The organism is Actinomadura rubrobrunea NBRC 15275, assembly GCF_001552235.1.
GTDB classification, from domain to species: Bacteria; Actinomycetota; Actinomycetes; order Streptosporangiales; family Streptosporangiaceae; genus Spirillospora; species Spirillospora viridilutea.
Window position 1 is genome coordinate 1 of record NZ_BCQU01000133.1, and the last position, 13,965, is coordinate 13,965.

General features: G+C 74.3%; 10 protein-coding genes. All 10 read left to right on the top strand.

The window, feature by feature from the left end:
* Positions 1-347 precede the first annotated feature (347 nt).
* The gene (locus tag AR3_RS27115) at positions 348-2,090 is read left to right on the top strand and encodes a peptidoglycan D,D-transpeptidase FtsI family protein (protein ID WP_451916698.1); all 1,743 of its coding nucleotides are present in this window, start codon (positions 348-350) and stop codon (positions 2,088-2,090) included.
* A gap of 117 nt (positions 2,091-2,207) precedes the next feature.
* Entirely contained in the window at positions 2,208-3,779 is a 1,572-nt protein-coding gene (locus tag AR3_RS27120) for a UDP-N-acetylmuramoyl-L-alanyl-D-glutamate--2,6-diaminopimelate ligase (protein ID WP_067918201.1), read from the top strand.
* Positions 3,776-5,218, top strand: coding sequence for a UDP-N-acetylmuramoyl-tripeptide--D-alanyl-D-alanine ligase (locus AR3_RS27125; protein WP_067918202.1), 1,443 nt, complete (start codon positions 3,776-3,778; stop codon positions 5,216-5,218). The genes AR3_RS27120 and AR3_RS27125 overlap by 4 nt, the downstream gene beginning before the upstream one ends.
* On the top strand, positions 5,215-6,276 hold the full coding sequence (mraY, locus tag AR3_RS27130) for a phospho-N-acetylmuramoyl-pentapeptide-transferase (protein WP_067918203.1): 1,062 nt from the start codon (positions 5,215-5,217) through the stop codon (positions 6,274-6,276). The genes AR3_RS27125 and mraY overlap by 4 nt, the downstream gene beginning before the upstream one ends.
* Entirely contained in the window at positions 6,258-7,682 is a 1,425-nt protein-coding gene (gene murD / locus AR3_RS27135; protein WP_067918205.1) for a UDP-N-acetylmuramoyl-L-alanine--D-glutamate ligase, read from the top strand. The genes mraY and murD overlap by 19 nt, the downstream gene beginning before the upstream one ends.
* Positions 7,683-7,743: 61 nt before the next feature.
* Positions 7,744-9,021, top strand: coding sequence for a putative lipid II flippase FtsW (gene ftsW, locus AR3_RS27140; RefSeq protein WP_067918206.1), 1,278 nt, complete (start codon positions 7,744-7,746; stop codon positions 9,019-9,021).
* 38 nt (positions 9,022-9,059) lie between these two features.
* Positions 9,060-10,148 carry an undecaprenyldiphospho-muramoylpentapeptide beta-N-acetylglucosaminyltransferase gene (gene murG / locus AR3_RS27145; protein ID WP_067918207.1) on the top strand — a complete coding sequence of 363 codons (1,089 nt, stop codon included), beginning with the start codon at positions 9,060-9,062 and terminating at the stop codon, positions 10,146-10,148.
* Positions 10,149-10,221: 73 nt separating this feature from the next.
* Positions 10,222-11,634 carry a UDP-N-acetylmuramate--L-alanine ligase gene (murC, locus tag AR3_RS27150; protein WP_067918211.1) on the top strand — a complete coding sequence of 471 codons (1,413 nt, stop codon included), beginning with the start codon at positions 10,222-10,224 and terminating at the stop codon, positions 11,632-11,634.
* A gap of 158 nt (positions 11,635-11,792) precedes the next feature.
* Positions 11,793-12,557: a cell division protein FtsQ/DivIB gene (locus tag AR3_RS27155; protein WP_227023007.1), complete on the top strand. Its 765-nt coding sequence runs from the start codon at positions 11,793-11,795 to the stop codon at positions 12,555-12,557.
* Between the two features lie 398 nt (positions 12,558-12,955).
* Positions 12,956-13,965, top strand: a 1,010-nt coding sequence (ftsZ, locus tag AR3_RS27160; RefSeq protein ID WP_067918213.1) for a cell division protein FtsZ, incomplete at its 3' end; no start/stop codon positions are given.

Below are 13,965 nucleotides of genomic sequence, written 5' to 3' on the forward strand. Positions count from 1 at the left end.
CCCGCCGGTCCCGCGGGACCGGCGGACGCCCGGACGACCGGACCGAACGGCACGGTCCGGCCGCGCCGCGTGCGTCCGGGCGCGCCGTGCCCCGCAGGGGCGAGCCGGGCGACCCCGCCCCGAGGCGCACGCCGCCGCCCAAGGGCAGGGACGCGGAGAAGGACCGGGAGCCGCACGGCAAGGCCGGGACGGCGAGGAGGACGGCGCGTCCCGCCCCCAAGAACGCCGCCAAGGGCACGACCAAGAGCCCCGCCAAGGGGGCCGCCAAGGCCGCCGGCAGGGCGCGGTCCGGCACCGGCGGGAGGCCGCCCGGTCCGCCGCGTCCGCCCAGAAGGCCCCGGCCGCGCGTGCCGTTCCGCCGCCGCGACCCGATCAAGCGGCTGAACACCGGGCTGCTGGCGGTGGCGTTCGTGCTGTCGCTGTTCGCCGGACGGCTGGTGCAGCTGCAGACGATCGAGTCGGCCAGCTACACCGAACGGGCCAAGCGGCAGCGGCTGCACACGATCGACCTGCCCGCGGTGCGCGGCGAGATCACCGACGCCCAGGGCAATCCGCTGGCCATGACGGTCGAGGCGCGCGCCGTCTTCGCCGACCCCCTCATGATCGAGCCCGAGGACCGGCAGAAGGTGGTGTCCAAGGTCGCGCCGATCCTCGGCCTGGACCCGGCCCACGTCATGAAGGTGATCAGCACTCCGGGGAGCCGGTTCGAGTACCTGGCGCACGGGGTGCGGCCCGACCGGGCCCGGCTGATCACCGCCGAGAAGCTGCCCGGCATCGGCACGCTGCCGGAGTACCGGCGCGAGTACCCCAACGACGACCTGGCCGCGGGCGTCATCGGGTTCGTCAACGCCGAGGGCGAGGGCGGCGCCGGCCTGGAGTTCTCGATGAACAAGCAGCTGGCGGGCCGGCCGGGCTGGCAGCGCGTGGAGATCAGCCCCGAGGGCCAGCACATCCCCATGGGCGAGGACCAGAAGCGGCCCCCGGTGCCCGGCCGCGGGCTGCGCCTGACGCTGCTGCGCGACCTGCAGTACAAGGCGCAGGAGGCGATCGAGAAGCGGGTCGAGGAGACCGGCGCGCGCAACGGCAGCGTCATCGTCATGGACCCGCGCAACGGGCAGCTGCTGGCGCTGGCGTCGGCGCCGGGCTACGACCCCAACGAGTACGCCCGGGCGCCCCAGAAGAACTGGGACAGCCCCATCGTGCGGGAGGCGTTCGAGCCCGGCAGCACCAACAAGGTGATCACCGCGGCGGCCGTCCTGGAGAAGGGCGGCGTCACGCCGGACACCGTCTTCACCGTGCCCGACCACATCCGCCGCTACGACCGGGTGTTCCGCGACTCGCACCCGCATCCCACGCAGCGGCTGACGTTCGCCGGCGTGCTGGCCACCTCCAGCAACGTCGGCACCATCCTGGCCAGCGAACGGGTCTCCGCGCAGACCCTGTACCAGTTCCTGCGCGCGTTCGGGTTCGGGGAGAAGACCGGCGTCGGCCTGCCCGGCGAGACGCCCGGCCAGCTCAAACCGCCGAGCCAGTGGTCGGGCACCGACCGCTACCCGATCTCGTTCGGCCAGACCGTGTCGGTCAACGCGCTGCAGATGGCGAGCGTGTACGCCACCATCGCCAACGGCGGCGTGCGCGTCGCCCCGAACCTGATCCTGGGCAGCACCGGCGAGGACGGCTCGTTCACCCCCGCCCCGCCGCCCGAGCGGCGCCAGGTGATCAGCGCCGAGACCGCGCGCCAGTTGCGCGACATGCTGGAGGGCGTCACCTCCAAGGAGGGCACGGCGCCCAAGGCGCGCATCAAGGGCTACCGGGTCGCGGGCAAGACCGGCACCGCCGAGATCGTCAACCCCGCCTGCGGATGTTACCGGGGCGGCGGCTACACCGCCTCCTTTGCCGGATTCGCCCCGGCCGATGACCCGCAGTTGGTCGTTCTGGTGGTCCTGCAGAACCCGCGGCGGGGAAGCCACTATGGTGGCGATGCGGCGGCGCCGGTGTTCAAGGACGTGATGAGCTTCGCGCTGCAGACCCGGAAGATCCCGCCGACGGGAAGCAAAGCGCCGACCGTCAAGATCTACGCCCGGGGCTGACGGCAGCGAGTACCCTCTCACGCCGTGAGTTCAGCATCGGCACCCCTGTCCGCCAGAACGTCCGTCCGAACGTCCGTCCCGACGTCCGTCCGAACGTCCCGCAACGAAAGACACGCCATGCGCCCGACGACCAACCCGGCCCGGCGGCTGACCGGGCTGGCGGCGCTGCTGGGCGTCGCGGACGCCGCCGACGACCGGAGACTGGCCGGGGTGTCGGTGACCGGCATCACCCACGACTCGCGGAAGGTGCTGCCGGGCGACCTGTACGCGGCGCTGCCCGGCGCCCGCGCGCACGGCGCCGACTTCGCCGCGCAGGCCGCCGCCGCGGGCGCGGCCGCGATCCTCACCGACCCCGCCGGGTACGACCGCGCCGCCGCCTCCGGCCTGCCGGTGCTGGCGGTGGAGGACGTGCGCCGCCGGCTCGGCGAGGCCGCCGCGTGGGTGTACGGGGACCCGGGCCGCGACCTGACGCTGATCGGCGTCACCGGCACCAGCGGCAAGACCACCACCGTCTACCTGCTGGAGGCGGGGCTGCGCGCCGCCGGGGTGGACACCGCCGTGGTCGGCACCGTGGAGGTGCGGGTCGGCGACGAGCGGGTGCCCGCCGCGCTGACCACGCCCGAGGCCACCGACCTGCACGCGCTGTTCGCGGTGATGCGCGAGCGCGGGGTGGGCGCGGGGGCCATGGAGGTCTCCAGCCACGCGCTCGACCAGGGCCGGGTCGGCGGCGCCCGCTACGAGGTGGCGGTCTTCACCAACCTGTCGCAGGACCACCTGGACTACCACCCGACCATGCGGGACTACTTCGCCGCAAAGGCGAAGCTGTTCACCCCCGAGTACTCGCGGGTCGGCGTGGTCAACATCGACGACGAGTGGGGCCGGCGGCTGGTGGAGGTCGCGACCGTTCCGCTGACCACCTATTCGGCGTCCGGCGACCCGGCCGCCGACTGGCGCGCCGAGGACGTGCGGCTCGGCGCCGACGGCAGCGTGTTCCGCGTGGTCGGCCCCGGCGGCATCGAGGCCGACGCCGCCGTCCAGCTCGCCGGGCCGTTCAACGTCGCCAACGCGCTGGCGGCGATCGTGGCGCTGGTCGAGGCGGGCCTGACGCTGCCCACCGCGGTGCACGGCGTGGCCTCGCTGACCGGCGTGCCCGGCCGCCTGGAGCGCGTCGACGAGGGCCAGGACTTCGTCGCCCTGGTCGACTACTCGCACAAGCCCGGCGCGGTCGAGGCGGTGCTGACCGCGCTGCGCCCGCTCACCGAGGGCCGGCTCATCGTGGTGCTCGGCTGCGGCGGCGACCGCGACCGCGGCAAGCGCCCGCTGATGGGGGAGGCCGCGGCCCGCCTGGCCGACATGGCGTACTTCACCAACGACAACCCCCGGTCCGAGGACCCCCTGGCCATCCTCGCCGCTATGGTCGAGGGCGGGCTGAAGGTGCCGCAGCGGCAGCGCGCCCATGTCGTGGTGGAGCCCGACCGCGCCGCGGCCATCGAGCTGGCCGTGGCCCGCGCCCGCCGCGGCGACGTCGTCGTGGTGGCCGGCAAGGGCCACGAGGTGGGCCAGTACGTGGCCGGCGAGGTGCTGCCGTTCGACGACCGGGAGGTCCTGCGCGCGGCGCTGCGCCGATCTCGGGCCGCCGCGGGCGCGTCCGACGTCGAGAACGCAAGAGGGGACGGGACGCAGGCGTGATCCCACTTCCGCTGGCGGCGGTCGCGGAGCTGACCGGCGGCGCCGTCCACGGCGACGGCGCGGACGCCGTGGTCCGCGGCCCCGTCGTCATCGACTCGCGCGCGGCGGAGCCCGGCGCGCTGTTCGCCGCGCTGCGCGGCGAGCGCGCCGACGGCCACGACTTCGCCGCCGCCGCGCTGGCCGCCGGGGCCGTCGGGGTGCTCGCCGAGCGCCCGGTGGGCGGGCCCGCCGTCGTGGTCGACGACGTGCGCGCCGCGCTGGGGCGGCTGGCCGCCGGAGTGCTGGCCCGGCTGCCCGACACGACCGTGATCGCGGTCACCGGCTCGGCCGGCAAGACCTCCACCAAGGACCTGATCGCCCAGGTCGTCGAGGGCGCCGGGCCGACGGTGTGGCCGCCGGGGTCGTACAACAACGAGATCGGCCTGCCGCTGACCGTGCTGCGCGCCGAGGAGCGCACCCGCCACCTGGTGCTGGAGATGGGCTCCCGCGGCGCGGGCCACATCACGTACCTGACCGGCATCGCCCGGCCGCGCGTCGGCGTGGTGCTGAACGTCGGCACCGCGCACGTCGGCGAGTTCGGCGGGCGCGACAAGATCGCCGAGGCGAAGGGCGAGCTGGTGGAGGCGCTGCCCGCGGACGGCGCGGCGGTGCTGAACGCCGACGACCCGCTGGTGCGCGCCATGGCGGACCGCGCCGGCGCCCGCGTCGTGACGTTCGGCCGGAGCGCGGACGCGGACGTGCGGGCCGTCGACGAGCGCCTGGACGACGCCGGGCGCCCGCGATTCACGCTGGTCACGCCGGAGGGGTCCGCTCCGGTGGAGCTGCGCCTGCACGGCGCGCACGCCGTCCTCAACGCGCTGGCGGCCGCGGCCGCGGCCCGGGAGGTCGGCATGGGCGTCGCCGACGCGGCCGCGGCGCTGTCGCGGGCGGTGCCGGCCAGCCGGTGGCGCATGGAGGTGACCGAGCGGCCGGACGGCGTGACCGTCGTCAACGACGCCTACAACGCCAACCCCGAGTCGATGCGGGCCGCGGTCGACGCCGTCGCGCACATGGCGCGCGGGCGCCGGGCGTGGGCGGTCCTGGGGGAAATGGCCGAGCTCGGTGCGTCTTCCGCGGCGGAACATGCCAAGATCGGACAGCACGTCGCCGAACGGGGGTTCGCCGGCCTCGTGGTGGTCGGGCGCAATGCGGCGGCGATGGCCGAGGGGGCCGAGCGAGTGGGGTCATGGACGGGAGAGTGCGTACAGGTGGATGACGTCGGCGCGGCGGTGACCGCGCTCCGCGAGCGGCTGCGGCCACGGGACGTCGTGCTGGTGAAGGGCTCTCGCGTCGCCGGGCTGGAACGGGCCGCCGAGGCCCTCCTGGCCGGTGAGCACAGGGGCGAGGGCGGCCGTCCGCACGCGGACGGCTCGGCCGAGCCGGAGGGTGACCGGACGTGACCAATATCATCATCGCGGCCGGAGTGGCCCTGATCTTCGGCATGGTCGGCACGCCGGTGTGGATCCGCATCGTCCGGCGGCTCGGCTACGGCCAGATGATCCGCGACGAGGGCCCCGAGGCGCACCTGACCAAGCGCGGCACGCCCACCATGGGCGGCGCGGTGTTCATCGTCGGCTCCCTGATCGGGTACGGCGCGGCGCACCTGTTCACCGCGACGCCGCCGACGATCTCCGGCGTGCTCGTGCTGTTCCTGATGGCCGGGCTCGGCCTGGTGGGCTTCGTCGACGACTTCATCAAGGTGTTCAAGCAGCGCAGCCTGGGCCTGCGCAGCGGCGCCAAGATGATCGGCATCGTGATCGTCGGGGTGGTGTTCGCGGTCGCCTCGCTGAACTTCCCCAACGGCTACGACGTCACCCCCGCGTCCCCGCACCTGTCGTTCCTGCGCGACTTCGGGCCGTCCATCGGCCCCTACCTGTTCGTGGTGTGGGCGCTGCTGCTGATCGCCGCGACCTCCAACGGCGTGAACCTGACCGACGGACTGGACGGCCTGGCCGCCGGTCCCGCGGCGATGGTGCTGGGCGCCTACGTCATCATCGGCAACTGGCAGCTGCGCAACAGCTGCTACGACTTCGCGCTGGCGCCCAACTGCTACAGCGTGCGCGACCCGCTCGACCTCGCGGTGGTCGCGGCCGCGGTGCTCGGCGGCGTGTTCGGGTTCCTGTGGTGGAACGCGCCGCCCGCCAAGGTCTTCATGGGCGACACCGGGTCGCTGGCCCTCGGCGGGGTGCTGGTCGGCCTGGCCATCCTCACCCGCACCCAGTTCCTGCTGGCCATCCTGTGCGGCCTGATCGTGATGATCACGCTGTCGGTGATGATCCAGGTCAGCTGGTTCAAGCTGACCAAGAAGCGGGTGTTCAAGATGGCACCGCTGCAGCACCACTTCGAGCTGTCCGGCTGGGCGGAGACCACCATCGTCGTCCGGTTCTGGCTGATGTCGGCGCTGTTCACCGCGATCGGCCTCGGCCTGTTCTACCTGGAATGGATGCCCAAGCGGTGAGCGGCTGGCAGGGACGCAGCGTGTGCGTGGCGGGGCTCGGCGTGTCGGGCCGGGCCGCCGCCCGGGTCCTGGCCGAGCGCGGCGCGCGCGTCACCGTCGTGGAGGCCCGCGACGACGACGCGCTGCGCGAGCACGCCGAACGGCTGCGCGCCGACGCGGGCGCGACCGTCCGGCTCGGCGACGGCGACACCCTTCCGGAGGGCGCCGACCTGGTCGTCACCTCGCCGGGCTGGCGCCCCGACGCGCCGCTGCTGTCGGCGGCCGCGGCCGCCGGGATCGAGATCATCGGCGAGGTGGAGCTCGCCTGGCGGCTCGCGCACGACGGCGGCGCGGACGGCGCTGCGGACGGCGGCGCGGCGCCGTGGCTGGCGCTCACCGGGACGAACGGCAAGACCACGACGGTGCGGATGCTGGCGTGCATGCTCACCGCCGCCGGGCACCGCGCCGTCGCCGTCGGCAACGTGGGCACGCCCATCGTGGAGGCGGTGCTCGACAAGCACGACGTGCTCGCGGTGGAGCTGTCGAGCTACCAGCTGCACTGGTCGAGCACGGTGGCGCCGTACGCGGCGGCGGTGCTGAACGTGGCGCCCGACCACATCGACTGGCACGGCTCGTTCGACGCGTACGCCGCCGCCAAGGGCAGGATCTACGCGCCCGGCACGGTCGCGATCGTCAACGCCGACGACCCGGTGTCCGCGCGGCTCGGCGGGCCCGGCGCCAAGGGCTTCACCCTCGGGACGCCCGCCCCCGGGCAGCTCGGCGTCGTCGAGGACCTGCTCGTCGACCGCGCGTTCACGCCCGACCCGCGGCGCGAGGCCGTGGAACTGGCCGAGCTGCGGGACGTGCGGCCGTTCGCCCCGCACAACGTCGCCAACGCCCTGGCCGCCGCCGCCCTCGCCCGGGCCTTCGGCGTCCCGCCCGAGGCCGTGCGCGAAGGGCTGCGCGCGTTCACCCCCGACCCGCATCGCATCGCCCACGTGGCGACCGTGGACGGCGTCGACTACATCGACGACTCCAAGGCCACCAACCCGCACGCCGCGGCGGCGTCGCTGGCGTCCTGCCGGTCGGCGGTGTGGATCGCGGGGGGCCTGCTCAAGGGCGCCGACGTCGACGACCTGGTCCGCTCCTGCGCCGATCGGCTGCGCGGCGTGGTGCTGCTGGGCGCCGATCGGGCGCGGATCGCCGAGGCGCTTGCGCGACACGCGCCGGATGTCCCGGTGGTGGACGTTCCCGACACCGACACTGGTGCGATGGACCGCGTCGTGTCCGCGGCCGCCGGGCTGGCCCGGCCGGGCGACACGGTGCTGCTGGCCCCCGCGGGCGCGTCGTTCGACATGTTCGCCAGTTACGGCGCCCGCGGCGAGGCGTTCGCCGCCGCGGTGCGGCGGCTCGCCGAGGGCCGGTAGGGCCCGCCGGCGGACGCCACGGGGTCCGGCGGAGCGCCGGTGAGGAGGGGAGGCCGCCAGCATGAACGCCGCCGTGCCGTCGTCGGCCGGCGACGACCGCCGGGACCGCCCGCGCCGGGCCGGGCCGCGCGAGCACCTCGTCGCCGCCGTCGGGCTGCTGGACCGCCCGCTGACCTCCTACTACCTGGTGCTCGGCTGCTCGATCATGCTGCTGGCGCTGGGGCTGACGATGGTGCTGTCGGCGTCGCTGGTCCAGCAGATCCAGGCGACCGGCTCGGCGTACACGCTGTTCCAGAAGCAGGCCATGTGGACGGCGATCGGCCTGCCGCTGATGTGGCTGGCCTCGCGGCTTCCGGTGCGGGCGTTCCGCGCGTTCGCCTATCCGCTGCTGCTGCTGTCGATCGTGGGGCTCGGGCTGGTGCTGGTGCCGGGCCTCGGCCACTCGGCGGGCGGCGCCACCCGCTGGATCAGCCTCGGGCCGGTGCTGGTGCAGCCGTCCGAGCCCGCCAAGCTCGCGCTGGTGCTGTGGGGCGCCGACCTGCTGGCGCGCAAGGAGCGGCTCGGCCAGCTCACCGAGTGGCGGCCGCTGCTGGTGCCGCTGCTGCCCGGGGCCGGGGTGCTGGTGCTGATGGTCATGCTCGGCAGCGACCTCGGCACCACCCTGGTCCTGCTGACGATCTTCCTGGCGCTGCTGTGGGTGGTCGGGGCGCCGGGGCGGCTGTTCGTCGGCATGGCCGGGCTGGTCGGCCTGCTGGTGGCGATCCTGATCATCGTGGAGCCGTACCGGCTGCAGCGGCTGAGCGGCTACCTGGACCCGTCCCAGAACCGGCTCACCACCAACTACCAGGGCTACCAGGGCCAGCTCGCGATCGCCTCCGGCGGCTGGCTGGGCACCGGCCTGGGCGAGGGCCGGGCCAAATGGGACTTCCTGCCGCACGCCGAGACGGACTTCATCTTCGCGATCATCGGAGAGGAGCTGGGCCTGGTGGGTACCCTCGTGGTGCTGAGCCTGTTCGGGCTGCTGGCCTACGCGGGACTGCGCATCGCCCGCCGGGTCCGTGACCCCTTCACCCGCCTGGCCGCGGCCGGGGCCACGGCATGGGTGGTGGTGCAGGCGATCGTCAACATCGGAGCCGTGATCGGCGTGCTTCCCATCACCGGGATCCCGCTGCCGCTGGTCTCCTACGGGGGGTCGGCGCTGATCCCGACTCTGATCGCGCTCGGCATGCTGCTGGCCTTCGCCAAACGCGAGCCGGGCGCCCGCCAGGCGCTGGCCGCCCGGGGTCCCGGACCGGTCTCCCGCGCCCTAAGCTGGCTTGGCCTGGCACGGCGTCAGTGAATCCCCCGTCACGAACACGCTAGGAGATGTAAGCGAGCATGAGGGTTGTCCTGGCCGGCGGCGGCACCGCCGGACACATCGAGCCCGCGCTGGCCCTCGCCGACGCGCTGCGGCGCATCGATCCCGACACCCAGATCACCTGCCTCGGGACCGAGCGGGGGCTGGAGACCCGGCTGGTCCCGCAGCGGGGCTACCAGCTCGCGCTGATCCCGCCGGTGCCGCTGCCCCGCACGCTGACGCCGCAGCTGCTGACCGTCCCGGGCCGGCTGCGCGGCGCCATCAACGCGGCCGCCGGCATCCTGGACCAGGCGCAGGCCGACATCCTGGTCGGCTTCGGCGGGTACGTGGCCACCCCCGGCTACCTGGCCGCCCGCAAGCGCAAGATCCCGATCATCGTGCACGAGGCCAACCCCAAGCCCGGGCTGGCCAACAAGCTCGGCGCCCGGTTCACCGAGCACGTGGCGGTCGCGCACGCCGACACGCCGCTGCCCAACGCCCGGGTCGTCGGCATCCCGCTGCGCCGGGAGATCGCCACGCTGGACCGCCTGGCCATGGGGGACAAGGCCCGCTCCTACTTCGGGCTGATGCCCGACCTGCCCACGCTGCTGATCTTCGGCGGGTCGCAGGGGGCGCGCTCGCTGAACCGCGCCGCGGTGGCCGCCGCCCCGGCGTTCCGGCAGGCGGGCATCCAGGTGCTGCACATCGTCGGGCCCAAGAACAACGAGGAGCCCGAGCCCGCGTCCGGCGGCCCCCAGTACGTCACCATCCCCTACTGCGACCGGATGGACCTGGCCTACGCCGCCGCGGACATGGCCATGTGCCGCGCGGGCGCGATGACCTGCGCCGAGCTGACCGCCGTGGGGCTGCCCGCGGTGTACGTGCCGCTGCCGCACGGCAACGGCGAGCAGCGGCTGAACGCCGAGCCGGTGGTGGCGGGCGGCGGCGGGCTGCTCGTGGACGACGCGGAGCTGAGCCCCGACTGGATCGTCCACAACCTGCTGCCGGTGCTGGCCGACCCGGCCCGCGTCGCGGCCATGTCGGAGGCCGCCGCGCGGCTGGGCCGCCGCGACGCCGACGACGCGCTGGCGCGCATGGTGTACGAGGTCGTCGGGGCGGGTCAGCGGTGACGCGGCGGGGCACGCGAGGAAGGGACGCCGCGGGCCTGGGGACCGCCGGAAACGAGGGGACGGGCGCCGCCCGATGAATCTGATCAGTCCTGGCGAGGTCGTGCCGGCGGAGGAGCTGGGCAAGGTCCACTTCATCGCGATCGGCGGCGCGGGCATGTCCGGCGTCGCGCGGATCATGTTGCTGCGCGGCATCCCGGTCTCCGGCAGCGACGCCCGGGACTCCGAGCTGCTGGCCCGGCTCGGCGAGCTGGGCGCCAAGGTGTTCGTCGGCCACGACGCCGCGCACCTGGGCGACGCCGACACCGTGGTGGTGTCGACCGCGATCCGCGACACCAACCCCGAGCTGGTGGCGGCGCGCCGGCGCGGGCTGCGGGTGCTGCACCGGTCGGCGGCGCTGGCGTCGCTGATGGCGGGGCGCCGCGCGGTCGCGGTGGCGGGCACCCACGGCAAGACGACCACCTCCTCGATGCTCACGGTCGCCCTGCAGCGGGTGGGGGCCGACCCGTCGTACTGCATCGGCGGTCAGCTGGTCACCACGGGCCTGGGCGCCGACGAGGGCAGCGGGGACGTCTTCGTCGCCGAGGCCGACGAGAGCGACGGCTCGTTCCTGGCCTACAGCCCGTCCGTGGCGGTCGTCACCAACGTTGAGGCCGACCACCTGGACAACTACGGCGGGTTCGAGAAGGTCAAGGAGAACTTCGCGCGGTTCGTCGACCGGATCGAGCCCGGCGGCACGCTGGTGGCCGGGGCGGACGACCCGGTGGCGATGGAACTGGCCGAGCGGGCGCGCGGGCGCGGCCTGACGGTGCGCACCTACGGTCAGGCGCCCGGCGCCGACCTGCGCGTCACCGGCTTCACGCCCCGCGGCCTCGGCTCCCGCTTCCACATCGAGGGCGTCGGCGACGTGGCGCTGAGCGTGCCGGGCCTGCACAACGCGCTCAACGCGACCGCGGTGGTCGCCGCGGCGCAGGCGCTGGACGCCGACCTGGCCGGCGTGGTGGACGGGCTGGCCTCGTTCGGCGGGGCGATGCGCCGCCTGGAGCGCAAGGGCGAGGCCGCCGGGGTGGAGGTGTTCGACAGCTACGCCCACCACCCGACCGAGCTGATCGCCGATCTGCGCGCCACCCGCGACTACCTGGAGCAGAAGGGCGGCGGCCGGATCGTCGCGGTGTTCCAGCCCCACCTCTACAGCCGCACCCGCTTCTTCGCGGCCGAGTTCGGCGCGGCGCTGGGGCTGGCCGAGGTCGCCGTGGTGCTCGACGTGTACGGCGCGCGCGAGGACCCCGAGCCCGGCGTCACCGGCGCCCTGGTGGCCGACGCCGTGCCCGAGGGCACGCGCACCGTGTACGCGCCGGCGTTCGACGAGGTCCCGGGCATCGCGGCGGACGCGGCGCGTCCGGGCGACGTGGTGATCACCCTCGGGGCGGGCGACGTCACCGTCCTGGGGCCGCGCATCCTGGAGCAACTCGCCGCACGAACGCCGTGACGTCCGGCCCGATCGTCCTGAGGGCGGCCAGGGGGCGTCCGCGGGCGTGCTCCAGGGGCGTGCTCCAGGGGGTGCTGTTCCGCTGGCGCGCCCGCTCCGGGCGTTATGGGACGAACATCCACAAGGGTGATCTTTAGTGATTTTCATCGTCACCGGGCGTGGGATCCCCCGATCCGGGGCCCGACGCGGTCATCCTGGACGGCATGACCAACCTGGGCGGGCAGACGGGGACGGTGCGCGGCCACCCGGGCCGCTGGAAGGCGGTGTTCGTCACACTGCTGGTGGTCGGCGTGCTCGGCGCGGTGGGCTGGGTGCTGCTGGGCTCCCGGCTCCTGGTGGTGCGCACCGTGGAGATCACCGGCACCCGGCTGGCGCCCCGCGACCGCATCGCGGCCGCCGCCGACGTCCGCCTGGGCGTGCCGATGGTGCGGCTGGGCACCGAGGAGGTCCGGGCGCGGCTGGAACGGCTGCGCGAGGTCGAGTCGGCCAGAGTGGAGCGGCGCTGGCCGACCACCGTGCGGATCGTGGTGCGCGAGCGCGTCCCGGTCGCGGTGGTGCGGCGCGGGGGGCGGTACTACCGGCTGGACCGCCCCGGGGTGGCCGTCGCCGACGGCGAGTCCCGGCCGAAGGGGCTGCCCGAGCTGGTCACCGGTGCGCCGGGGCCGTCGGATCCGGCCACGCTGGCGGCGCTGCGGGTGCTCGAGGAGCTGCCCCGGCACCTGGCCGGGCGGGTGGCCGAGGTGCGGGCGACCGGCCCCGAGGCGGTGACGCTGCGGCTGGCGGGCGGCCCCGCGGTGGTGTGGGGTTCGGCCGAGCGCACCGAGGAGAAGGCGCGGCTGCTGGAGGCGCTGCGCCGCACGGCCGCGGGACGGTCGGCGCGCGTCATCGACGTCAGCTCGCCGGAGGTCGTCACCACCCGGTGAAACCGCGGCGGTGCGTGTGTCGGGGCGATTCCGGGCGCCCGATCGGGCACGCTGGGAGCACGGCCGTCGCGGCGGGCTTCCGGCGGGCTTCGCCAACCGGGGCAAGCGGGACTCACCGCGACACGCCGGATCGGTTGACCGGGGGGTTAGTTGACCCTGACGGTTAGGCCGCCCTACTGTCCGTATCAGTCCTCAGGTTGACATAACTGTAAGCCTAAAGTTGAGGGTGAGGGTTTTGTCTGGACGGCACCGCCGCCGTCCGCGGCCCGTGGCGTCAGCCGCACCCGCAACGACGGCCGCAGGCGACAACATAGACATCAGGTCCAGAGCACCGCAGCGACCCGGTTCGCCGAACCGGGCCGTCCGGTCCGATAGAGCGAGCGGAAAGGCCCCTCGTCGTGGCAGCACCGCAGAACTACCTCGCGGTCATCAAGGTCGTCGGCATCGGCGGCGGCGGTGTCAACGCCGTCAACCGGATGATCGAAGAGGGCCTCAAGGGCGTCGAATTCATCGCGATCAACACCGACGCCCAGGCGCTGCTGATGAGTGACGCAGACGTCAAGCTGGACGTGGGCCGCGAGTTGACGCGCGGCCTCGGGGCCGGGGCGAACCCCGACGTGGGCCGCAAGGCCGCCGAAGACCACCGCGAGGAGATCGAGGAGGTGCTCAAGGGCGCCGACATGGTCTTCGTCACCGCGGGCGAGGGCGGCGGCACCGGCACCGGCGGCGCCCCCGTGGTGGCCAACATCGCCCGTTCGCTGGGCGCGCTGACCATCGGCGTGGTGACCCGCCCGTTCAGCTTCGAGGGCAAGCGGCGCGCCATGCAGGCCGAGGCGGGCATCGAGACGCTGCGCGACGAGGTCGACACCCTCATCGTCATCCCCAACGACCGGCTGCTGTCGATCTCCGACCGGCAGGTCAGCGTGCTGGACGCGTTCAAGGCCGCCGACCAGGTGCTGCTGTCCGGTGTGCAGGGCATCACCGACCTGATCACCACGCCGGGTCTGATCAACCTGGACTTCGCCGACGTCAAGTCGGTCATGTCCGGCGCGGGTTCGGCGCTGATGGGCATCGGCTCGGCGCGCGGCGACGACCGCTCGGTGGCCGCCGCCGAGATGGCGATCTCCAGCCCGCTGCTGGAGGCCAGCATCGACGGCGCGCACGGCGTGCTGCTGTCCATCTCCGGCGGGTCCGACCTGGGCCTGTTCGAGATCAACGAGGCGGCGCAGCTGGTGTCCAACGCCGCCGCCCCCGACGCCAACATCATCTTCGGCGCGGTCATCGACGACGCGCTCGGCGACGAGGTCCGCGTCACGGTGATCGCGGCCGGGTTCGACGAGGGCCGGCCCGACAAGCCCGCGCCCGAGCCGGACACCCGGCGGCTGCCCCCGCCGCCGCGTCCGGCCCC

Excerpts from the sequence above, each read along its gene's own strand:
- AR3_RS27120 (WP_067918201.1), top strand. The coding sequence starts at position 2,208 with ATGCGCCCGACGACCAACCCGGCCCGGCGGCTGACCGGGCTGGCGGCG.
- murD (WP_067918205.1), top strand. The coding sequence starts at position 6,258 with ATGGATGCCCAAGCGGTGAGCGGCTGGCAGGGACGCAGCGTGTGCGTG.
- ftsW (WP_067918206.1), top strand. The coding sequence starts at position 7,744 with ATGAACGCCGCCGTGCCGTCGTCGGCCGGCGACGACCGCCGGGACCGC.
- murG (WP_067918207.1), top strand. The coding sequence starts at position 9,060 with ATGAGGGTTGTCCTGGCCGGCGGCGGCACCGCCGGACACATCGAGCCC.
- murC (WP_067918211.1), top strand. The coding sequence starts at position 10,222 with ATGAATCTGATCAGTCCTGGCGAGGTCGTGCCGGCGGAGGAGCTGGGC.